The organism is Lysinibacillus sp. GW823-FHT02G10, assembly GCF_058797135.1.
On the sequence record NZ_JBXAJI010000007.1, the window covers coordinates 166,203 to 187,122 of the forward strand.

23 protein-coding genes and 1 riboswitch are annotated in these 20,920 nt (G+C 38.0%); of the genes, 21 read left to right on the top strand and 2 right to left on the bottom strand.

What is annotated here, in order from left to right; all coding sequences use genetic code 11:
- The first annotated feature begins 63 nt into the window (after positions 1-63).
- The 10 genes from AC1RFD_RS19060 (at position 64) to AC1RFD_RS19105 (ending at position 6,380) form a co-directional block, all read left to right on the top strand.
- Positions 64-324: a metal-sensitive transcriptional regulator gene (locus tag AC1RFD_RS19060; RefSeq protein WP_054549640.1), complete on the top strand. Its 261-nt coding sequence runs from the start codon at positions 64-66 to the stop codon at positions 322-324.
- Between the two features lie 41 nt (positions 325-365).
- Positions 366-707: a rhodanese-like domain-containing protein gene (locus AC1RFD_RS19065; protein WP_054549639.1), complete on the top strand. Its 342-nt coding sequence runs from the start codon at positions 366-368 to the stop codon at positions 705-707.
- Between the two features lie 12 nt (positions 708-719).
- Entirely contained in the window at positions 720-1,016 is a 297-nt protein-coding gene (locus tag AC1RFD_RS19070; RefSeq protein ID WP_048394133.1) for a rhodanese-like domain-containing protein, read from the top strand.
- A gap of 66 nt (positions 1,017-1,082) precedes the next feature.
- Entirely contained in the window at positions 1,083-1,631 is a 549-nt protein-coding gene (locus tag AC1RFD_RS19075) for a sulfurtransferase TusA family protein (RefSeq protein WP_048394135.1), read from the top strand.
- A 17-nt stretch (positions 1,632-1,648) separates the two neighbouring features.
- Positions 1,649-2,044: a DsrE/DsrF/DrsH-like family protein gene (locus AC1RFD_RS19080; RefSeq protein WP_048394137.1), complete on the top strand. Its 396-nt coding sequence runs from the start codon at positions 1,649-1,651 to the stop codon at positions 2,042-2,044.
- A gap of 79 nt (positions 2,045-2,123) precedes the next feature.
- Positions 2,124-3,251 (top strand): MBL fold metallo-hydrolase, encoded by a 1,128-nt coding sequence (locus tag AC1RFD_RS19085; RefSeq protein ID WP_054549638.1) that lies wholly within the window; start codon positions 2,124-2,126, stop codon positions 3,249-3,251.
- A gap of 139 nt (positions 3,252-3,390) precedes the next feature.
- Positions 3,391-3,621 (top strand): sulfurtransferase TusA family protein, encoded by a 231-nt coding sequence (locus tag AC1RFD_RS19090; protein WP_103119113.1) that lies wholly within the window; start codon positions 3,391-3,393, stop codon positions 3,619-3,621.
- A gap of 80 nt (positions 3,622-3,701) precedes the next feature.
- Positions 3,702-4,478: a sulfite exporter TauE/SafE family protein gene (locus AC1RFD_RS19095; protein WP_103118920.1), complete on the top strand. Its 777-nt coding sequence runs from the start codon at positions 3,702-3,704 to the stop codon at positions 4,476-4,478.
- Between the two features lie 12 nt (positions 4,479-4,490).
- The gene (locus AC1RFD_RS19100) at positions 4,491-5,195 is read left to right on the top strand and encodes a DsbA family oxidoreductase (protein ID WP_054549636.1); all 705 of its coding nucleotides are present in this window, start codon (positions 4,491-4,493) and stop codon (positions 5,193-5,195) included.
- 234 nt (positions 5,196-5,429) lie between these two features.
- A complete protein-coding gene (locus tag AC1RFD_RS19105) occupies positions 5,430-6,380 on the top strand; it encodes a c-type cytochrome (protein WP_009370633.1) in 951 nt (316 codons plus the stop codon).
- A 38-nt stretch (positions 6,381-6,418) separates the two neighbouring features.
- Here the strand turns inward: AC1RFD_RS19105 and AC1RFD_RS19110 are convergent, their stop codons facing one another.
- Complete coding sequence (locus AC1RFD_RS19110) at positions 6,419-8,113, bottom strand: FAD-dependent oxidoreductase (RefSeq protein WP_054549635.1); 1,695 nt, start codon at positions 8,111-8,113, stop codon at positions 6,419-6,421.
- Positions 8,114-8,361: 248 nt separating this feature from the next.
- On the opposite strand from AC1RFD_RS19110, the gene AC1RFD_RS19115 reads away from it, so the two are divergent.
- Both AC1RFD_RS19115 and AC1RFD_RS19120 read left to right on the top strand, forming a co-directional pair.
- Positions 8,362-10,350, top strand: coding sequence for an ABC1 kinase family protein (locus tag AC1RFD_RS19115; RefSeq protein ID WP_492475185.1), 1,989 nt, complete (start codon positions 8,362-8,364; stop codon positions 10,348-10,350).
- A 321-nt stretch (positions 10,351-10,671) separates the two neighbouring features.
- On the top strand, positions 10,672-11,826 hold the full coding sequence (locus tag AC1RFD_RS19120) for a C40 family peptidase (protein WP_004231877.1): 1,155 nt from the start codon (positions 10,672-10,674) through the stop codon (positions 11,824-11,826).
- A 162-nt stretch (positions 11,827-11,988) separates the two neighbouring features.
- Here the strand turns inward: AC1RFD_RS19120 and ytvI are convergent, their stop codons facing one another.
- Positions 11,989-13,047: a sporulation integral membrane protein YtvI gene (ytvI, locus tag AC1RFD_RS19125; RefSeq protein ID WP_048394150.1), complete on the bottom strand. Its 1,059-nt coding sequence runs from the start codon at positions 13,045-13,047 to the stop codon at positions 11,989-11,991.
- Between the two features lie 90 nt (positions 13,048-13,137).
- Here ytvI and AC1RFD_RS19130 point away from each other — a divergent pair, with 90 nt between their 5' ends.
- The 9 genes from AC1RFD_RS19130 (at position 13,138) to AC1RFD_RS19170 (ending at position 20,745) form a co-directional block, all read left to right on the top strand.
- Positions 13,138-13,692: a hypothetical protein gene (locus tag AC1RFD_RS19130; protein ID WP_054549633.1), complete on the top strand. Its 555-nt coding sequence runs from the start codon at positions 13,138-13,140 to the stop codon at positions 13,690-13,692.
- Between the two features lie 80 nt (positions 13,693-13,772).
- On the top strand, positions 13,773-14,318 hold the full coding sequence (locus AC1RFD_RS19135; RefSeq protein ID WP_103118917.1) for a glutathione peroxidase: 546 nt from the start codon (positions 13,773-13,775) through the stop codon (positions 14,316-14,318).
- A 124-nt stretch (positions 14,319-14,442) separates the two neighbouring features.
- Positions 14,443-14,640: riboswitch (cobalamin riboswitch) on the top strand.
- Between the two features lie 158 nt (positions 14,641-14,798).
- Entirely contained in the window at positions 14,799-15,356 is a 558-nt protein-coding gene (locus AC1RFD_RS19140; RefSeq protein ID WP_004231886.1) for a hypothetical protein, read from the top strand.
- Positions 15,340-16,290, top strand: a complete 951-nt coding sequence (locus tag AC1RFD_RS19145; protein ID WP_103118915.1) for an ABC transporter substrate-binding protein — start codon at positions 15,340-15,342, stop codon at positions 16,288-16,290. The genes AC1RFD_RS19140 and AC1RFD_RS19145 overlap by 17 nt, the downstream gene beginning before the upstream one ends.
- A gap of 145 nt (positions 16,291-16,435) precedes the next feature.
- The gene (locus AC1RFD_RS19150) at positions 16,436-17,203 is read left to right on the top strand and encodes a tyrosine-protein phosphatase (protein ID WP_048394158.1); all 768 of its coding nucleotides are present in this window, start codon (positions 16,436-16,438) and stop codon (positions 17,201-17,203) included.
- A gap of 134 nt (positions 17,204-17,337) precedes the next feature.
- Positions 17,338-18,705, top strand: a complete 1,368-nt coding sequence (locus AC1RFD_RS19155) for an MATE family efflux transporter (RefSeq protein WP_103118914.1) — start codon at positions 17,338-17,340, stop codon at positions 18,703-18,705.
- A 2-nt stretch (positions 18,706-18,707) separates the two neighbouring features.
- Positions 18,708-19,541, top strand: a complete 834-nt coding sequence (locus tag AC1RFD_RS19160) for a putative RNA methyltransferase (RefSeq protein ID WP_048394161.1) — start codon at positions 18,708-18,710, stop codon at positions 19,539-19,541.
- Positions 19,542-19,620: 79 nt separating this feature from the next.
- Positions 19,621-20,223, top strand: coding sequence for a lysophospholipid acyltransferase family protein (locus AC1RFD_RS19165; protein WP_048394163.1), 603 nt, complete (start codon positions 19,621-19,623; stop codon positions 20,221-20,223).
- A gap of 60 nt (positions 20,224-20,283) precedes the next feature.
- Positions 20,284-20,745 carry a low molecular weight protein-tyrosine-phosphatase gene (locus AC1RFD_RS19170; RefSeq protein ID WP_066037998.1) on the top strand — a complete coding sequence of 154 codons (462 nt, stop codon included), beginning with the start codon at positions 20,284-20,286 and terminating at the stop codon, positions 20,743-20,745.
- Positions 20,746-20,920: the final 175 nt, after the last annotated feature.

Sequence of the window (20,920 nt, forward strand, 5' to 3'; positions counted from 1 at the left end):
TAGGGGTATAATATAAATCTCGTAAGGAAGTTCAATCTATCGTTTGAAAGGGGGCATAACAGAATGGCGTATGGCTCAAACACTGCAAATCGTGTGAAACGTATGGAAGGTCAAATGCGGGGTATTTTACGCATGATGGAAGAAGGTCAAAGTTGTAAAGATGTGATTACACAGCTATCTGCCGTGCGTTCTGCTGTTGACCGGACGATTGGTGTCATTGTAAGTGAAAATTTATTAGATTGTGTATCGACTGCTGAAGGCAACGCTGAAAAAATGAATGCTGCTATCCTAGAGGCGATGGACTTGGTCGTGAAAAGTCGATAACTTGATATACCCATAATCGTATAAAAAGGAGGACTGGTCATATGGAAATATGGATTATTATCGCGCTTGCGGCAGCCTTTTTCGTTTGGCGAATGAAGCCGGCGAAGGGCGTTCAATCAATTTCTACAGCCCAATTAAAAGATATGCTGAATGATAAGGATAAGATATTTATCGATGTACGCACGCCTGCTGAGTATAAAGGTCGGCATATCTCGCAATTTAAAAATGTTCCGCTTGGGTCGAGCTTTAAAAACCTTCCGAAGGATAAAGAGATCATAGTTATTTGTCAGAGTGGTATGCGAAGTAGTCAGGCTTGTAAGCAACTTAAAAAGCAAGGTTTTGAGCGTGTTTCTAATGTTCGTGGTGGAATGAGTGCATACTAGGAGGAGAAAAAAGTGAAAGAAATTACAGCAAAAGAAGTTCAACAAACGATGGAGCAAGGAGGGAAGCTGAATCTTATTGATGTGCGAGAGGTAGATGAAGTAGAGGCTGGCCACATCCCAGGCATTATTCATATCCCGCTAGGTTTATTAGAGTTTCGACTACCTGAATTAAATAAGAGGGAGTCGTATATTATGGTTTGTCGATCAGGTGGACGAAGTGCTCGGGCTACTCAACTATTAGAAAGTAATGGCTTTAATGTAACTAACATGATTGGTGGTATGTTAGCTTGGGAGGGAAAAGTACAGTAATAGGTTAAATCTATATTTTTTTGATTAAAATAATACCCTTATAGGTATATGGAGGTTGTGAAAAGTATGAAGGCGGATTTTCAGCTAGATGCCAAGGGTCTTTCTTGCCCGATGCCGATTGTGAAAACAAAAAAAGCGATGGCTGATTTAGTAGATGGTCAAATTTTAGAAGTAGCTGCGACTGACAAAGGATCTAAAGCTGATATTGCGGCATGGGCTGAAACTGTAGGTCATCAGTATATTGGTACTTTAGAAGATGATGGTGTACTGAAACACTATATTCGTAAATGTACAAACGACCAAATAGAAGAAATGACGTTTGATCAAACAATTGATTTAGAGCAAATCACAAGTCGTAAAGGATTAATTCTAGATGTACGTGAGGAAGCGGAATTCGCTTTTGGGCATATTGCGGGAGCAAAATCGATTCCAATGGGCGAACTGGAGACACGACTTTCTGAGCTTGATAAAGAGCAGGAGATATATGTTATTTGTCGTACTGGAAAACGCAGTGACATGGCTGCGCAAAAGCTGGCTTCACATGGTTTTACGAAAGTATTTAACGTCTTACCAGGTATGACATCCTGGTCAGGCGATTTAACAAAAAACATTTAAATTGGAGGAATTTTATTATGTCGAACAAAGTAGCAATCATTGCAAGTAACGGTGGTTTATTTGATGCGTATAAGGTATTTAATATCGCAACAGCTGCGGCAGCTTCTGAGAAAGAGGTAGCTATCTTCTTTACATTTGAAGGTTTGAATTTAATTCATAAGCAAGGTATGCATGCATTACCAATGCCAGCTGGAGCAGAACACTATGCTGAAGGGTTTACAAAAGCAAATGTGCCAGCTATACCTCAACTAGTGGAAATGGCACAAGAATTAGGTGTGAAATTTATTGCTTGTCAGATGACGATGGATGTTATGGGTTTAACTACTGAAGATTTCATTGAGGGTATTGAAGTGGGAGGAGCCGTAACGTTCCTAGAATTCGCGAAAGACGCAGCACCGTCACTTACATTCTAGTGACCTACCTATAAAAGCGGAGAGGGCACCCCTCTCCGCTATAAAAAACATAAAAACAATACCGATGGGGGTAAAAGAGATGTCAATTCAAAAATGGAGCGCGTCACAAGTAGCTAAAAAGGTTATTCACAATGAAGAGTTGTTTATTTTAGATGTTCGTAATGCGGATGCATTCGAAGATTGGAAAATCGATGGACATCGTTTTGAGTACTTAAATATACCGTATTTTGAACTGTTAGATGGTATTGATAATATTTTACCGAATATCCCAACTGATAAAGATGTATTAGTCGTTTGTGCTAAAGAAGGATCGTCTTTAATGGTTGCTGAAATGTTAGCTGAGGCAGGTATTGAGGTTGCCTATTTAGCTGGAGGTATGAAATCCTGGAGTGAATATTTAGAGCCAATTAAAGTAGGTGATTTAACAGGCGGTGGTGAGCTTTATCAGTTTGTTCGCTTAGGAAAGGGCTGTCTGTCTTATATGGTCCTTTCTGAAGGTGAAGCAGCTATTATTGATGCTGTACGTTTTACAGATGTGTTTATAAATTTTGCAGAACATAAAAATGTCCAAATTAAACATGTTTTTGATACACACTTACATGCTGATCACATTTCAGGTGGGCGCCATATTGCAGAGATGACAGGCGCAACCTATTATTTGCCACCTAAGGACGCTGAGGAAGTTGTGTTCCACTATACACCATTGGTTGATGGAACGACTGTTCAAATCGGTGCATCAAAAATAGATGTAGGAGCTATCTATTCTCCTGGTCATACGATAGGCTCTACTTCATTTGTTGTTGACAGCAAATATTTATTAACAGGAGATATTTTATTTATCGATTCAATCGGACGTCCTGATTTAGCTGGCCTTGCTGATGACTGGGTTGGAGATTTACGAGACACGCTTTACAAGCGTTATCGAGAATTGTCTGATGAACTTATTGTCTTACCAGCACATTTTATGATTATTGATGAGCTGAGTGAAGATGGGACGGTTGCTAGACGACTAGGGGATTTATTTGTACAAAACCATGGATTAAATATTCAAGATGAAGAAGAATTTAGACGTGTGGTAACAGATGAATTACCTCCACAACCAAATGCTTATCAGGAAATTCGTCAGGTGAATATGGGGAAAATCACACCTGCGTTAGATGAGCAAACAGAAATGGAAATTGGACCAAATCGCTGTGCAGTACGATAAAACATGCTAAAGTGCAATGAGTATGCATGTATGCTTATTATATGTAAATTTCAAATTGAAGGCGCTCATCCTTCATGAAGATATAAAACAAGAAGAACCGGCAAAATCGCTTACAACCTTTGTCGAGTTGAAGGAGAATATGATGAAATCAAGTTTACAACTAGATGCAAAAGGCCTTTCTTGTCCAATGCCTATTGTGAAGACAAAAAAAGCAATAGATTCCCTAAAGTCTGGGGAAGTTTTAGAAGTTCAGGTGACAGATAAAGGAGCTTTAGCGGATATTCCTGCTTGGGCAAAAGCAGGAGGTCATATCATTTTAGATCAATCTGAAGAGGCTGGCGTTATTACATTTTTCATTCAGAAAGCATAGGGCTGATTGAGGGTTGTCTATTACAGTAGAACAACCCTTCTTTCCTTTTGTTGAATACAGCCAGAAAGAAGGAAAACTAAATGGATATTGCATGGATCTTAACCATTTTACTTATTGGTTTTCTCGGTTCATTTGTATCAGGGATGTTAGGTATTGGCGGTGCCATCATTAATTTCCCGATGCTACTATATATACCGCCATTACTAGGATTTGCGGCCTTTTCTGCACATGAGGTGTCAGGAATAAGTGCGATTCAGGTACTTTTTGCTGCTCTTTCAGGTGTTTGGGTCTATCGTAAAGGTGGGTATTTAAATAAATCACTCATTATCTATATGGGGAGCGCCATATTAGCAGGAAGCTTTGTGGGTAGCTTCGGTTCAAAATTTTTATCTGAGTCTGGTATTAACATGGTCTATGGAATCCTTGCATTGATTGCAGCTGTGATGATGTTCATACCGAAAAAGCAAATTGATGATAAACCGATGCAGGCTGTTACATTTAATAAACCATTGTCGGCCCTATTAGCTTTCGTTGTTGGTATCGGTTCCGGGATAGTAGGGGCAGCTGGTGGATTTTTATTAGTACCAATCATGCTTGTGGTCTTAGGAATCCCTACTCGTATGACCATTGCGTCAAGCCTTGCTATTACGTTTATCTCCTCAATAGGAGGAACTATTGGTAAATTAATGACTGGGCAAGTGGAATATTATCCAGCGCTCATCTTGATTGTAGCTAGTCTAATAGCTGCTCCTCTAGGTGCGAGAATAGGGGGCAAGTTAAATACTAAATTCCTACAAATTATTTTAGCGGTTCTTATATTAGCAACAGCTATTAAAATTTGGATGGATATATTATAAGGGGGTATGGTAATGAAAATTGAAGTTTTCTCTGATTTTACATGTCCATTTTGTTATATTGGCAAGCGAGAACTGGAACGGGCGATTGGCATCGCAGGCTATACAGGATTAGTGGAAATAGAATATAAAGCATTTCAAATAGGCCCAGATATCCCGAAAGTGAATGCACCCTCTTTTTATGAGGCGCTGGCTAAAAAGTATGATGTCACGCTAGATGAAGTGAAAGATATGGTCGAGGGTATAGCTACGAGAGCAACGGAAGTTGGTTTGCATTATGATTTTGCTAAGATGAAAACAGCGCATACAGAAAAGGCTCATCGTTTAGCTAAATGGACGCAGCAATTTGGTAAAGCGACAGCTTATACGGAAGCACTAATGGCTGGTTATTTTAAAGATGGTGAAGATTTGAATAAAGATGAGTTCTTATTAAAAGTTATTGCGCAATTAGATTTGGATAGAGAAGTTGCAGCGGGAATATTAGCTTCAACTGATTTTAGTGAAGAGCTAGACAAGGATCGCTATGAAGCACAGCAACTTGGCGTACAAAGTGTACCGTTCTTTGTATTTGAAAATCGTTATGGTATTAAAGGGGCTGAGCCGAATGAAGTGTTTGTGCGAACTTTGCATCAAGCTGCAGAAATAGCTGGTATTCAGCCAACGATAATGATAAATGGTAATGGAGAATCGGTATGTGCTGATGGACAGTGTAAACTATAAAAGACTTTAAAGGTGTCGAGTGCGTATGTGTACTTGACGCTTTTTTTTCGAACAAATGAATACTGCAAGAGGTATTAAGTCTTGTTTTCTGTGTTATAGAACAAAATAAAATGTATAATTTATCCTTTTTTATCATCTGAATGGTTCTATTTTATGGTAGTGTGAGAAAAATCACATCCAATAAATTGTTATGTTGCTAAAATATAAGTGAGAATACAAAGGGGGGTATTATAGATGAAACCTATAGTAGCAGGAGTAGCAGGAACAGTACTGTTAGCAGGCGCCATTTTTGTTGGGACGTTTGTCAGTGACAAAATTACAGTTGATTCGAATGTGAGTGAGAAAGAAGCGACAGTGCAAACACAAATACCAACAACAGCAGCTGCTCAGTCAATGGTCTATGCTCCGCCAAGTATTGAAGAAGTACCAGATGGTCCAATGAAAGAAGCAATATTAACGGGCTATGAACTTGTTAATAACACACATGTTGCGGCAGATGAATATGTGGGCAACCAATTATCTTGCACAAGCTGTCATGCCGGTGCTGGCTATGACGAGCAAGCCTCATCATTAGTAGGTGTAATGGCAAATTATCCACAGTATATTGGACGCTCAGGTGGTGTAGTTACAATAGAAGAACGGATTAATGGCTGTATGGTTCGGAGTATGAATGGTAAAAAATTCGAAATGAATAGTGATGAACTAGAGGCTATGGTGGCGTATTTCGCTTATATTTCTGAAGGTGTTCCAATTGGAGCAAAACGTGAATGGGCGGGCACAAGTGATATGAAGAATGTGCCAATTCCAAATGTTGCAGATGGTGAGGAGCTTTATGCACAGTCCTGTATAGCCTGTCATGCAGCTGATGGCGCAGGAACTGGTGCTAATACTGGCCCAGCTTTATGGGGAGATAATTCATTTAATGATGGCGCAGGTATGGCACGTATGTCAAAAATGGCTGGCTATATTCAAAATAATATGCCGATAGGTGCAGCGGGAACATTAACAGATCAAGAAGCTGCAGATTTAGCTGCCTTTATTTTATCGCAAGATCGTCCAGAGTGGGCAAACCATGAAAAAGATTGGCCAAAAGGCGGGCGTCCAAATGACATCATGACTAAGGAAAAACGTGAACAAGTTAAAAATGGTACGATTGACTGGGAAAAAGTTTTGTCTACAAATTAACGAAGAAAAGGGATGCTGATAATTGGCATCCCTTTAACTTATTTAAAATTATAAGCAGTTACTATTTTATCTCTGTTCGTTGTGATATCTGTAAAATATTCGTATAAGCAAATCCCTAGGAATGACCCACTTACATTAAAGACGTTAGAAAAACCGCTATTTTGAAGGGCCATAACAGCATTATAGCTACGTTGACCAGATCGGCAATGCACATACACTGCTTGATCCTTCGGAATTTCATCCATTCTTTCCCGAAGTTCACTTAGAGGAATATTGTGTGCATTGATAAGGTGACCGGATTCAAATTCATTTTTTTCACGAACGTCTAAGAAAAAGGCTTGATTTTCAATGAGTTCCCTTACTTCATCAACTTTTACCTGCTTAAAGTGTCCGTGTAATAGATTTTGAGCTACAAGAGCTGCCAAATTAACAATATCACGGGCAGTGTTAAACATTGGAGAATAGGATAACTCTAGCTCCTTTAAATCTTCTAATGTACCGCCCATTGTGATGAGGGTAGCTATAACATCAATCCTCTTATCTGCATTACCTTTACCTATTGCTTGAGCCCCTAGTATTTTACCCGTCGGTGTTTCATAAACGAGCTTAAAGTGAAGTGGATTACTATTTGGCATTAGTCCTACTTTGTCTGGAGCTATCAAATAAACACTTTTTGCTTGAAAGCCATTTGCTAGGGCTGTTTTTTTGTTCAAACCTGTTGACGCGCATACGAGATCGAAAATTTGTACGCTTGAAGATCCAATGACTCCTTTGTTGTGATGAGGGATGTTATACATATGATTAGCTGCTGCACGTGCTTGTCGTTGAGCGGGACCGGCTAAAGCAAGGCGCGTCTGTTTATGGGTAAGCTGATGGAATACTTCAATCGCATCTCCCACAGCATATATGGAAGGATCAGACGTCACGTAATTTGCATCAACTTGAATACCTCCGAGTTCACCAATTGTTAGCCCGGCCTCTTTGGCTAAGCGGATTTCAGGTCGAACGCCAATTGCTAATACTACTGCTTGGGCTTTCAATTGTTTGCCTGAGTTCAACGTCACATTATTTGGTGTAACCTTTGCAAGACCGTCATTGACAATAACTTGAACCCCTTTATCAGTCATTTCCTTGTGTAAGATTTGAGCCATATCATAATCAAAAGGGGCCATAATTTGTTGGCCAAATTCAACTAGAGATACATTAAAGCCTGCTAGCTTCAAATTTTCTGCTACCTCTACACCAATGAAGCCTCCGCCGACCACGGCAATATCCTGTACATTATCTGTTTGTAGATACCAATTTAAACGGTCAATATCAGCTACGTTTCTAATGGTAAAGACGTGCTTAGAATGAATGCCCTCTAAGTCAGGGACGATAGGACTTGCTCCTGGGGATAAAATTAACGTATCGTAACTTTCCTCATAATCTCTATTCGTTTTTAAATCCTTAATGGTGATGGTTTTTTGCTCTCTGTTAATACGTACAACTTCTTGCTGAACACGAGCCTCTATATTGTATTTTGTTTGGAAGCCTTGAGGCGTCATTAAAATTAATTTGTCGCTATTTTCAACAATCCCGCTTAAATGGAAGGGGAGAGAACAATTAGAGAATGAAACATTCGGCCCCTTTTCAAATATAATAATTTCTGCCTTTTCATCTAGACGACGAAGACGAGCCGCTGTGGATGCACCACCTGCAACGCCGCCGACTATTAAAAATTTTTTACTCAATGTAAACACTCCTTTTCATAGTAAATACATAATGGGGTATTTAGAGTATCTTAAATAAAGGTTTTGTTTCTAAAAGTAGGAGAATTATGTAGTTTGAATACTACAAATAAATAATATACCCTAAAGGGTATTTTATCAAGGTACCAAATTAATAAATTTTCTGTGGTGTTCCTCGTTCAAGAAAGTTGATGCACAAATTTGCTATACTAACGGTAGTAGGAAATGGAAATGGCACAGGGGGTGACATATTGATCTTTTTGAAATTTTTAACCCAAATCCTCATAGTATCGGGTTTGATTTATATTGTGAGTGGACGATTAATTGGCTCGAATATTAATTTTGTGCGAAGAGTGCTGTCAGTCGTTATTAGTGTGACATTAACCTCTTTTGTGTACTGGTATTCTTATCTACGCCATACAGATTTTTTATCAGAAACGATGATGCAAACAGTAACTGAGGTAAGCACACTGATTTGGATCGGTAGTATGCTACTAATTTCGATGTTGCTTTATTTGGTATTTGAGCTTTTTGACCCTAGTGGCATTACGAATGGAGATCGCCGTCACGGCCAAAAATCTTTACTATTGCGATTGCGTAGCTATTGGCGACAGCAGAAACGCCTGCGTCAGGTATTAAAAATTGCTGTTACAAACGGTGTCGTACAAACGATTAAATATGCGAGGCAACGAGAAAATGAAAAAGAACTTGCAATTGCTTTGCGCGCAACGTTAGAACAATGTGGTGGGATTTTCATCAAATTTGGCCAGGTACTTTCCACACGAAAAGAGCTTTTTTCACCTATTTTTATTGATGAATTAGAAAGGCTTCAACACCGAGTAAGGCCTTTATCAGAGGAGCAAGTGAAACAAATTTTAGAGAGATCTCTTCCGCAATCAATGGACGAAATATTTAGCCAATTTCAAATGGAACCCATTGCAGCAGCCTCTATTGGCCAAGTGCATAAAGCAAGGCTTAAAAATTATGAAGAGGTGGTAGTCAAGCTATTGCGTCCAGAAGTAAAGGGAATTATGCGCGATGACCTTGAAATTTTAGAGGAATTTGCTAATTGGCTATCCACAAAATCAACCTGGGCAGAATCATTAGGCTTTCGAGAGTTGGCTGGGGGATTTGCAGAGGGGCTACGTGAGGAGATTCATTTAGATATTGAAGTACGTAATACGCTACAGGTGAAGAATGCACTGGCGAAAAGCGATTACAAGGTTCGAATTCCTAAAATATTTACGCCTTACAGTAATGAAAATGTTATTGTGATGGAGTATATTCGTGGACAAAGTGTGGCAGAGGGGGCATCTGAATTTAATCGTTTGTCGATTGATCGTAGGCAATTTGCAAGAACCGTACTCTACTCATTTTTTGAGCAGATGCTATTCGCTGGTATTTTTCATGCAGACCCACATCCGGGAAATATCCATATCGATGAAACAGATGGAACACCAGTCTTGCTTGACTTTGGCGCAGTAGGACGTTTAGGTGCAACACAGCAAGAAGGCTTAAAGTTATTTTTGATGGGCATTCAACTAAATGATTCAAGCGTTTTATATGATGGTTTAACATTATTAGTGGAAAATGCTGATCATGCAGAACGTGGGAGAATGGAGCAGGCAATCGACCAAATTTTACTGAAAATTTCCTATGTTGACCGTATACCTACTGAAGAATTAATTCACGCGCTATTTACAGTGGTAAGAGATTTTGGACTTGCATTCTATCCAGCAGTGGGATTAGCTCTCCGTTCCTTAGTGACGTTAGATGGCACATTACGGGTAATAGATCCACGTTTTGATATCTTTACTGAGGCAAAGGATTTTTCTGCTACATATATGCGTGCCTCTTTCCTTAAGCCTTTTAAAGAACCGATGGCAACTAAGGAGCGGCTGCAAGAAGAATTATCTATGCTAATACCGACTTTGCGTAAAATGCCTAGAAGAGTCGATCAGCTCATTCAGCGAGTTGAGAGCGGAAAAATCATTTTACATCATGATGTCTTTTCGGATGAACATAATTCACGTTTTATTACACATTTGTTTTCTCAATTTGTTTTGCTGCTGGTGGGTATAACTTTTGGTATTATATCTGTCGCTCTTTTAGCTATTTCACAATTTATCCACGATTCTTATGCGGTCTATTTGAACACAGCGGCATATTTAGGTTTATTTTTATGTGCTATTTTGTTAGTGAGATTATCTATACAAGCATTAAGGTCGATGAAGCAATAGGTAGGGAATTTTTTCCCTACCTTTTTCTTTGGCACCCTCAAATATTACAAAAACATTACAAAATATCTGTTAGGTCTAATGTCGAATTAGCTAATAGTTTCTCTGTGTAGAAGAAAAATGTATTATGTAGAATAATGTAGTTTAAGTGCGAATGTTACAGAAATATTTCGAGTTTTACTAATGTATTAAATAGACATGAAATAGTATAAAAGTTATGTAGAAAATGCTAAACTTTAAAAGGCTAAAATAAATATAAGAACATTTAATTAAAATAGAAATCGTTCAAGTGATTACATAGAATATCGAGAGCGAAATTGATAGATGAAGGGAAATGAAGGTAACGTGGCTAAGCGTAACAAATGGCGTAAGTCGATGGTGCTAGCATTAGCACTAGCTGGCGGCTTATTATTTAATACAATTCAACCAACAGAAGTACATGCCGAAGAAACTTCTCAACAAATGATTGAGAAAAAGGCTGAAATAGATGCACAAATTAAAAAATTACAAGAAGAACTAACGAAACTACAACAAGAGATCGACGCAAAAGTAAAGGTATTTAAACAAGTACAAGCAGATATTAAAGAAGTGGATGCTAGTATTGTTGAAACACAAAAACGTATCGAGCAACGTTCAAAAATTTTAAGTGAGCGTATGGCTGCATATCAAGCGCAAGACAACACTGTAGGTGTTTATTTAAATGTAGTGCTTGAGGCAAAAAGCTTTGCAGATTTAATGGATCGTGTCGTAGCGGTAAAAACATTAATGGATGCTGACCAAGAATTAGTGGATCAACAGGAAGCAGATAAAGCAAGCTTAGAGCAACAAAAAGCTACATTAGATGAAAAACAAAAGGAACTTCAAAAACAATTCCAAGAGCTTCAGCAAAAAGAAAGCGAAATGGAAGTGAAGAAAGCTGAGAACGAAGCGAAATCACTTGCATTAAAAGCTGAAATTGCAACGAAACAAGAAGAAGAACGTTTAGAAGCAGAGCGTAAAGCAGCTGAAGAAGAGGCAGCTCGTTTACGTGCACTTCAAGCAGCTACACCAGTTATACAAGCAACTCAGAATAATGGTGGAGGCGAACCACAAAAAATTATTGTTGGGTCAGGAGCTGGCACTGTTTCTTCAGGAGATGCCATTTCAACAGCTAAACAATTCCTAGGACGTCCTTATGTTTGGGGTGGTAGCAACCCATCGACAGGTTTTGACTGTTCAGGTCTTGTACAATGGTCATATAAGCAAGCGGGTGTTTCTTTACCTCGTACAGCATCACAACAATATTTAGCAACACAACGCATTTCAGCAGGTGAAGCACGCGTTGGGGACTTAGTGTTCTTCAGCTATGGTTCAGGTGTAGCTCACGTAGGTATTTATTTAGGTAATAACACAATGATCGACGCTCAAAACAATGGTGTCGTAATTGAATCACTTGATTGGTGGAATCAATACTTAGTAGGCTTTGGACGTATTCAATAGGCCTCACTAATATATAGACGGTTGAGATAAGAAAAAGGTCATCTTTGTAGAGAAAAATATACAAAGATGACCTTTTTTGTTTTTGGAATGCTATTCTTTCAAAAGAAACAAGACGACTACTTCTATTCTTGAAAAGAGACTTTCCTGCATATTAAATTGATATTAAATTTTAAAATTTACTTTGATGACACCTGTCTCTTTCAAGGCAATAAAGAAAATAATAACGAATGGGCCGACAAGTAAACCGATAATACCAAATAACTGTAGACCTATGAACATGGAAATTAATGTTGGTAAAGTGGATAAACCGATATGGTCTCCCATTAATTTAGGCTCGACTACTCGACGAATAATAAGTAAAATAGCAGCTAAGATGAATAATTTTACAGCTATAGAGGTGTTTCCCATCAACAGGTGGTAAAGTCCCCATGGCGCTAGAATAATGATAGAGCCTAGGAATGGTACAATATCTATTAACCAGATAATAATCGTCATTGTTACTGCATATTTCGGTTGGATTAATAGCAGTCCAATGAGTGTGACGCCTCCAATAATAAAGCTTACAAATAAGTGAGCCTTCATATAGCCAAATGTTGCATCTTTTAAGCGATTTAAAATAATTTTTATCTTCTTTGCTGTATTGGGCTTTAAATATTTATAAGTGATTTGCTTTAACTTAGGCAAATCAAGCATAAATAGGAATAGCGCAATCATATAAACGAGAAGACTGATAAATAGGCTGGGTATCTCTGAAAAGAAGGCAGAAACTTTGCTATAATTAAAGAAGCTTAAAAAGGATTCTTCGACTTTCTTTATGAAATCCATAGTGGTTTTTTGAAGCGAAGCACTTACTTCAGGTGGAAAGTCTTCTGTGTATTTAGAAATATTTTCTTGCATATGAAGCCACATATCTGATAGCTTGGAAATATAATAGGGAGCTTGCTTAGATAGTAAAATTATTTGTGTCATTATTTGTGTAATAGAAAGATAACAAATAATAGATATAACAATAACACTCACTATGTAAATAAAAGCAACTGCTATTTTCCGTGACATTTTCCATTTCCGTTTAAAGAACATGACAATTGGTTCTAAGAAAAATGCACTAATCCCAGCAAGTATTAAAGGCATGGACACTGGGATAACAAAATAGGCAGCTAGAAGTAGTGATATTATCACAATCAACCGAAAAATCAATTTCCTAGCATTAAATTTATTCATAAACTCACCTTCTTTGCGAAAAAAATTAAGTTAAGTGTACCATAAATCAAATTTTATTACGTTCTGAAACAATAAAGGTAGGGATGAATTATGGAAAAAGAGATTTTGCAACTTTTTAGTAATCTAACAGAGCATGATCGCGATATTCAATATGAATCTTACGAGGAATTAATAAAAATTATGCAAGAACCCGTAGATTGGACATATGCAGTTTGGGAACAGCTAATAAAAGCTCTTACATACAATAATGGTTATTCTCGTGCACGTGCTGCACAAATTTTATGCGCTTTAGCTGCAAAAAGTGATCCAGAAGAAAGGGTCTTGGAGGATTTTTTAAAGATTTGGGCTGTGACTTACGATGAACAATCTGCTACGGCAAGGCATGCATTACAAGCAATTTGGAAAATTGGACAGGCGGGTCCAGTACAAAGAGATTTGGTTGTATCGTATCTAGCTAAAAGATTTCAAACATGTATAGATGAAAAACAGCCATCTCTTATTCGTCAGGATATTATAATGTCATTTAAAAAGTTATATGATCAAACAAATGACTCGAAATTATTAGATATTGCCCATCGTTTAATTAATGAAGAACAAGATGCTAAATATAAAAAGAAGTATAAGTCAGCCATCCGTTCAAAGTAGCGAGGTGGTGTTTTTTTGTGCAAATTCTTTGATGAACGATAGAATAGTCAACTATAATGAATGAAAAAAGGGGATTATGCATGAGCATTTATAATTATCTAGTTCGGAAGCCTAATGGCGAAATTTTATCGATGGAAACATATCGTGGAAAAACAATGTTAATTGTTAACACGGCAAACCAATGCCGATTTACATATCAATTTGAAGACTTACAGAAAATGTATGATAGATATGGAAAAGAGAATTTTGTAGTTCTTGGATTCCCTTGTGATCAATTTGGCCATCAAAATCCTGAAGATGGGGAGGAAACTAAGCATCTATGCAAGGTAAACTATGGGGTCACATTCCCGATTTTTGAGCTTGTACAGGTAAATGGAGAGGCTACCCATCCACTCTTTAATTATTTAAAGCATGAAGTGGATTACCGAGAGTTTGGGAAGGCAAGTATGCAGGAGAAAATGTTGGCAGAAGCAATTGTTCAACTTGCCCCAAGCTTTTTAGATGGTCGTAATATTCGCTGGAACTTTACAAAATTTCTAGTAGATGCTAATGGTAAGACCGTCGCACGCTTTGAACCAACAGATTCACAGCTCGATATTGAAAAAGCAATTGAAACACTATTATAGTAAATTTCTTAATAATGTAAAAATTTGTTAGGGTTTTCTCTTCAAGTAGAAATAATGCTATATTTTAAAACTGTGTACAGCTATTTTTTCTGAAGCATATATGATAAACTGCTTTACAAATGAAATATTCTTGCAGAATAAAGGTGCTAATTAGCATAATCGGGAATCCGGTGAAAAACCGGAGCTGTTTCCGCAACTGTAAGTGCAGCCATTATAAAGATTTACCACTGTCTCAAAGAAGATGGGAAGGTCCTTTATAACACATTCGTTTCATGTGACGAACTGTACAAGCCAGGAGACCGACCTTTATTTGAACGTATAAAAACTTCTCGGAAGCTAGGAGGATATACGGCAAATACATAGGCTTTGTCCAGTTTGATGGCTCATTATGTTATTTTTGTCGTTCCTTTGCAAAAAGGAGCGACTTTTTTATGCCTTTCAAATAAGAATTTTTCATTATAGAAAATAGGGGGGAAGCAAGTGAAAAAAGATGCCCGTTATTCTTGTTATCCATTTATGCGTGAGAAAGCTTCAACGGTCGATTTTGAAATTCGAACAGATAGCCTGACAACACATCTAGGAGTTGCATTAGCTGCGGTAAAAAAAGAGGATGTTCAAGTTGTTGCTGAGGATTTATTGCTTATGTTACCTATGGCTTATCATGTGAATGGCTCAGTACGTGGGAAATTAGCAGTAACTGAAGAGGATTTATCTTGGTTAAGTGAACGTTATGATTTTTACGTTCGCCATGTGAAGGAAGAGATTCAAAGTTTTGTTTTACCTCAAGGAACAGAGGCTGCTGCAGCCTTACATCTTTGTCGCAGTGAGGCAAAAAAATCATATCGTACTTTACACAAAGTATCAGAAGAACGAGAGGTTCCAGCTATTCTTTTCGATTACCTTGGTTTATTAGCTAATGTATGTTTTGTCATGGCTGTTTTTATGAATCAGCAAGCTGGAATAGCGGAAATACCGTTTATTAGTAAATCCTACCCAATGAAAAAGAAAAAGGAGAATAACAATGAAAAAAGTATTTAATTTCCAATGGCTATCAGTGCTCTTACTTGCACTGGTATTAGCAGGCTGTGGCACTGCTGAAGATACAAAAAATAAAGATGCTTCGCAAGATACACAACAAGCAGAGAAAACAAGCTATAAAGTGACAGATGACCGTGGAGTGGAAATAGAGTTTAAAGAAGTACCAAAAACAGTTGTATCTTTACAACCAAGTAATACTGAAATTTTGTTTGCTTTAGGTGTTGGCGATAAAATTGTAGGAGCAACTGAGTACGATACTTACCCAGAGGAAGCACAAAAAATTGAACGTGTCTCTGATACTACGAACTTTAACAGTGAAAGAATTATAGCGTTAAAGCCAGATGTTGTCATTGCTTATACAATCGGTGATAAGGATGCCCTAAAGCCGCTTGAGGACGCAGGAATTAAAGTGTTTGTTATTCAATCTGCGACTACTTTCGACGATGTTTATGGAGATATCGAACAAATTGCTGCTGTGATGGATGTTCCTGATAAAGGAAATAAATTAAACGAAGAGATTAAAGCGAAAATTGCTGAAGTACAAACGAAGGTGAAGGATGTAAAAACGCCGAAAAATGTTTATTTAGAGGTTAGCCCTAAGCCAGATATATATACAGCAGGCTCTAGCACTTTCCAGCAAGAAATATTAGATGCAGCTAATGTTAATAATGTTTTTTCTGACTTGAATAGCTGGGCAAAAGTGAATGAGGAAGATGTTATTGCGAAAAATCCAGATGTTATTTTAACAACAGTAAACTATACAGAAGATCCAATAGGAGAAATTCTTGGACGAGATGGTTGGAATACTGTGAAAGCTATTCAAAACAAAGCGGTATTGTCCATTGATACAGATATCTCTAATCGACCTGGTCCGCGTATTGGTGAAGCTGTAGAATTAGTAGCGAAGGCTGTGTACCCAGAGTTATTTAAATAAGAAATGTTTCCATGCTAGCTGTCAGCCATTCAGCTAGCATTTTTTATGTGGTTTAAATTATTACCTAGCGTGAAAATTGGAATTAATGTAGTTTGTTCTTTAAAATAAAAGTAAGTATGCTTGATAATCTTAGGAGGTGTAGTGATTGGAGCAATTAGAGACAAAGGTAATTCCATTTGAAGCAGTCTATAATTTCCGAGACATGGGTGGATATAAAACAAAAGATGGGCGTAGGGTAAAGAACGGTTTATTTTACCGCTCAGCTGCCCTTGGAAAAATGACACTGTCGGATAAAGAGCTATTTGAAACGTTAGGGATTAAGACCATTTTTGATTATCGCGATAACAATGAGGCGTATCATAATCCTAACCCAGTGTTCTCGCATGCTCAATATATACAAATCCCAGCGAAGGGTAATCATGCTTTTGAAATGCCAACCAATGCTGGTGGTAGAGATTTCTATAAAGTGGTAAGCCCTGAGATGTTTCGGGATTTTTATGCACAAATGCCTTTTAACAATCTTTCATTTAAAGAGTTAATGCAAACGATTCAAAATCCTAATAATCTAGGTCTTGTACATCATTGCGCAGTTGGTAAGGACCGAACGGGTATTGGAGGAGCACTTATTTTACTAGCTTTAGATGTACCCGTGGAGACTATCATGGAGGATTATTTAGATACTAATATACATTTACGTCCAATGGTAGAACGAATGGCTCAGGCTATTCAGCATCAGTATAATGAGCAAGAACTACAGCAATTTTATGCATTAATGTCCGCCCGTGAAGACTATTTACAAGCAGCATTGGATGCGATGGATCGTCGCTATGGTTCTAAGACTGGGTTTTTAGAGCAGGAATTTGGCCTAACAATTGAAAAACGAGAGCAATTACAATCTTATTGCTTAATTTAAAAATGAGCCCTTTCACACGATGTGAAAGGGATTTTTTATGTGGAAGCACTGTCTTCCTATAAATCTCTTTACAGTCTGAATATTTGTGATAAGATACAATAGATTTTTAAGAAAAAATAGGAGAAGTGAAAGTATTGGCAGACACAATTAAAGAGACAAATAAGTTAAGTCTATTCCATTTAACATGGCCAATCTTCTTAGAAGTTTTTCTATTTATGTTGATGGGACTAGCCGATACTTTTATGCTCAGTGCTTTATCAGATAATGCTGTATCAGGAGTAGGTGCAGCCAATCAATATATCCATATTGCCATCTTGATTCTGGAGGTAGTGGGCAATGGTGCATCTATTGTTGTTTCTCAGTATTTAGGCTCCAAACGCTTTTTTGAAGCGGCCAAGATCTCGGCGTTAGCGGTCACGATGAATTTGGTCGTTGGGCTTTTAATGAGTATTTTATTTTTCTTCTTTGCGAGACATTTAATGACAATGATGAACTTGCAGGGAGAAGTACTCCACTATGCACAAAGTTACTTAGCCATCATTGGGAGTTTTATTTTCCTACAGGCTATTATTAATGCACTCGCTGCAATTATTCGTGTACATGGTTGGACAAAACAAACTATGTACGTTTCGCTTGGCATGAACGTCTTACATGTTGTGCTAAACTACGGTCTTATTTTTGGGAATTTAGGTTTACCAGAGCTTGGTGTGAAAGGAGCGGCTATTTCCTCTGTCATTAGTCGCGGATTAGCCGTCCTAGTATTTTTCTGGTTGCTGTATCAGGTAATGGAAGTGCGCGTAAAGTTACAATATTTTTTTGAGTATTCAAAGGAATATGTGAGAAAAATATTAAACATTGGTTTACCATCTGCGTTTGAACAGGTACTTTATCAATTTTGCCAAATCATCTTTTTATATTATGCGACTTACTTAGGAGCAGAAACACTAGCAGCACGACAATATGCTATGAATATTTCGATGTTTACGTATTTATTTGCAATTGCCATTGGTACAGGAACAGCCATTATTATTGGTCGTCATGTAGGTGCAGGAGAAAAAGATGAGGCGTATCATCAGCTATGGAAAAGTGTTCGTGCAGCATTTGCTTTTACGATTATTATGGTCGCAGTCGTTACGCTATTCCGTAAGCCACTTATGCAGGTATTTACTGATAATCCAGAAGTCATTAAGATTGGGGCATCCGTGTTAGCATTAAGTATTTTGCTAGAGACTGGTCGCACAATGAATATCGTTGTCATTAACTCTTTACGCGCTTCTGGGGATGCTAGATTCCCTGTGAAAATTGGTTTTCTATCAATGGTTTGCATGAGCCTGCCGCTTGGCTATTTATTTGTCTTTGTATTGGATTGGGGCTTGGTCGGAATTTGGCTAGCCATTTCAGCAGATGAATGGGTGCGGGCAATTATCGTATACTTTAGATGGAAAAGTCGTAAATGGGAGCGTTATGCTCTTGTATCACCGAACGACAAAAAGGAGGCATAGAAATGGGCGCATTATCGAAACGTGCTATCGGGGCGGCATTAATGGATCAACATATCACCCTTTTTGCTTGTCCAATCTGTCAGCAATCAATGCATGTATATGAGCAGGGGAGATTGGTTTGTACTTCTAACCATTCCTTTGATATTGCGAAACAAGGCTATGTCAATATGCTGACACATAACGCCGCTTCTAAATATAGTAAGAGCCTTTTTGAATCCCGCAAGGCTGTTATTGATAGTGGGATTTATGATGCTGTAGAAGCCCGAATCGGTGAGCTTATAAGCTCTGCAAAAACGGTGCTCGATACTGGTTGTGGAGAGGGCTCACATTTAGCTCGCATTATGAATGATAGAGATCATGGTATTGGCGTTGGAATTGACATAGCGAAGGAGGGCATTTTGGCTGCAGCACGTCATTATCCTCAACAAATTTGGTGTGTAGGGGATTTAGCTAAAAGTCCATTTGCTCAAGCGAGTTTCGATGCCATTTTAAATATACTATCACCAGCAAATTATGAGGAGTTTAAACGACTTCTTACACCGAATGGCTGTCTTGTGAAGGTTGTACCGCAAAGTGGTTATTTGCGGGAACTGCGTGCTCAATTATATGCAGATTCAAACAAGGAAACTTATTCTAATGAACAAATTGTAGCTCGTTTTCAAGAAAGTTTTTGTGAGGTAAACGTAGAACGTGTAACTTATACTTTACCGCTTTCAGAAGAGCTAGTACCCGCTCTATTAGAGATGACACCAATGGGTTGGCATAAAGCAGAACAAACAGCCGTTGAACTAAATGAAATCACGATTGATGTGGATCTATTAGTAGGGAAGGTTTAAGTTGGTCACCTGCAATTGCAGTATACTGGTATTTTCGATTACAATGGGAATAACTATTGAATAAGGTAGGAATGTAACAGTGTATAAACTAGCAGCAAATGTTGTCAAAGTAATATTAAAATTAATGGGTTCAAAGGCTCGTGTATACGGAGAAGAAAACTTGCCGAAAGAGGGTGGGTTTATTATAGCTTGTACACATACTGGCTATGTGGATATTTTAAACCTTGGTGTAGCCATGTACCCTCGTGAAATTCACTTTATGGCGAAGAAGCAATTATTTGAAATGAAAGGGCTTGGCTGGCTTGTTAAGCATTTAAATGCTTTTCCGGTAGACCGTGATAATCCTGGACCAAGCGTGATTAAAATTCCTTCGCAGTTATTGAAGGAAGGTAAAATTGTAGGGATTTTCCCCTCTGGGACACGTAGTGCAGAAGGAACAGATTTAAAACAAGGGGCTATTACCATTGCACAGTTGGCAAAGGCGCAAATTGTTCCAGCTGCTTATGTTGGTGCACGTAATGTGGGTGATGTAATGAAGCGAGGCAAAGGCTATTTAATTTATGGTGAGCCTTTTTATGTAACAGGCAAGGGTAAAGAAGGTCGTGAGCAGTTTACTCAACACCTTGAGCATGAATTAGTTGCTCTAACAGAAGAACTACAGAAACGTATTCCCGTAAAATAAAAGCAAACGGCACTCAGAATCAAATTGATTTTGAGTGCTTTGTTGTAGGAGGAAAATAAAATGATTCGAGTACTTTTCGTATGTTTAGGTAATATCTGTCGCTCACCCATGGCTGAGGCGGTCATGCGCGACATGGTGAAGAAAGAGCATTTAGAAGATAAAATTGAAGTGGATTCCGCTGCTACTAGCTCATGGCATATTGGCGAACCTCCACATAGAGGTACACAGGATAAGCTTAGGGAATATGGTATTTCTACAATAGATATGCAAGGTCGACAATTACAAAAGTCTGATTTTGAAAAGTTTGCTTATATTATTGGAATGGATGAAAGCAATATTCGTAATATCCGCACAATACTAGGCAATCCAAACTCGCCAAAGATTTTTCGTTTTTTAGATTTAACAGCGCATCGTAAGGATGTCCCGGATCCTTATTATACAGGTGATTTTCAGGAAACCTATGAATTGGTGCAAGAAGGCTGTCGGGCATTGCTAGCAAAAATTAAACAAGAGCTGTTGTAAGATGGCGCTAAAATCGTAAATTTTAACAGCCATTTTTTTAGAAAAATGCTACCTTAAACATTGGTATATCTAGCTTTGTAAGCATCATTGTGTTATTATTTGCAGAGTAAAGATACGATAAGTATTTAATTACCATTTACAGATATACAACTGTGTATCTATTATTTTTATAAAT

Excerpts from the sequence above, each read along its gene's own strand:
- AC1RFD_RS19060 (WP_054549640.1), top strand. The coding sequence starts at position 64 with ATGGCGTATGGCTCAAACACTGCAAATCGTGTGAAACGTATGGAAGGT.
- AC1RFD_RS19065 (WP_054549639.1), top strand. The coding sequence starts at position 366 with ATGGAAATATGGATTATTATCGCGCTTGCGGCAGCCTTTTTCGTTTGG.
- AC1RFD_RS19075 (WP_048394135.1), top strand. The coding sequence starts at position 1,083 with ATGAAGGCGGATTTTCAGCTAGATGCCAAGGGTCTTTCTTGCCCGATG.
- AC1RFD_RS19080 (WP_048394137.1), top strand. The coding sequence starts at position 1,649 with ATGTCGAACAAAGTAGCAATCATTGCAAGTAACGGTGGTTTATTTGAT.
- AC1RFD_RS19085 (WP_054549638.1), top strand. The coding sequence starts at position 2,124 with ATGTCAATTCAAAAATGGAGCGCGTCACAAGTAGCTAAAAAGGTTATT.
- AC1RFD_RS19090 (WP_103119113.1), top strand. The coding sequence starts at position 3,391 with ATGATGAAATCAAGTTTACAACTAGATGCAAAAGGCCTTTCTTGTCCA.
- AC1RFD_RS19095 (WP_103118920.1), top strand. The coding sequence starts at position 3,702 with ATGGATATTGCATGGATCTTAACCATTTTACTTATTGGTTTTCTCGGT.
- AC1RFD_RS19100 (WP_054549636.1), top strand. The coding sequence starts at position 4,491 with ATGAAAATTGAAGTTTTCTCTGATTTTACATGTCCATTTTGTTATATT.
- AC1RFD_RS19105 (WP_009370633.1), top strand. The coding sequence starts at position 5,430 with ATGAAACCTATAGTAGCAGGAGTAGCAGGAACAGTACTGTTAGCAGGC.
- AC1RFD_RS19120 (WP_004231877.1), top strand. The coding sequence starts at position 10,672 with ATGAAGGGAAATGAAGGTAACGTGGCTAAGCGTAACAAATGGCGTAAG.
- ytvI (WP_048394150.1), bottom strand. The coding sequence starts at position 13,047 with ATGAATAAATTTAATGCTAGGAAATTGATTTTTCGGTTGATTGTGATA.
- AC1RFD_RS19130 (WP_054549633.1), top strand. The coding sequence starts at position 13,138 with ATGGAAAAAGAGATTTTGCAACTTTTTAGTAATCTAACAGAGCATGAT.
- AC1RFD_RS19135 (WP_103118917.1), top strand. The coding sequence starts at position 13,773 with ATGAGCATTTATAATTATCTAGTTCGGAAGCCTAATGGCGAAATTTTA.
- AC1RFD_RS19145 (WP_103118915.1), top strand. The coding sequence starts at position 15,340 with ATGAAAAAAGTATTTAATTTCCAATGGCTATCAGTGCTCTTACTTGCA.
- AC1RFD_RS19160 (WP_048394161.1), top strand. The coding sequence starts at position 18,708 with ATGGGCGCATTATCGAAACGTGCTATCGGGGCGGCATTAATGGATCAA.
- AC1RFD_RS19170 (WP_066037998.1), top strand. The coding sequence starts at position 20,284 with ATGATTCGAGTACTTTTCGTATGTTTAGGTAATATCTGTCGCTCACCC.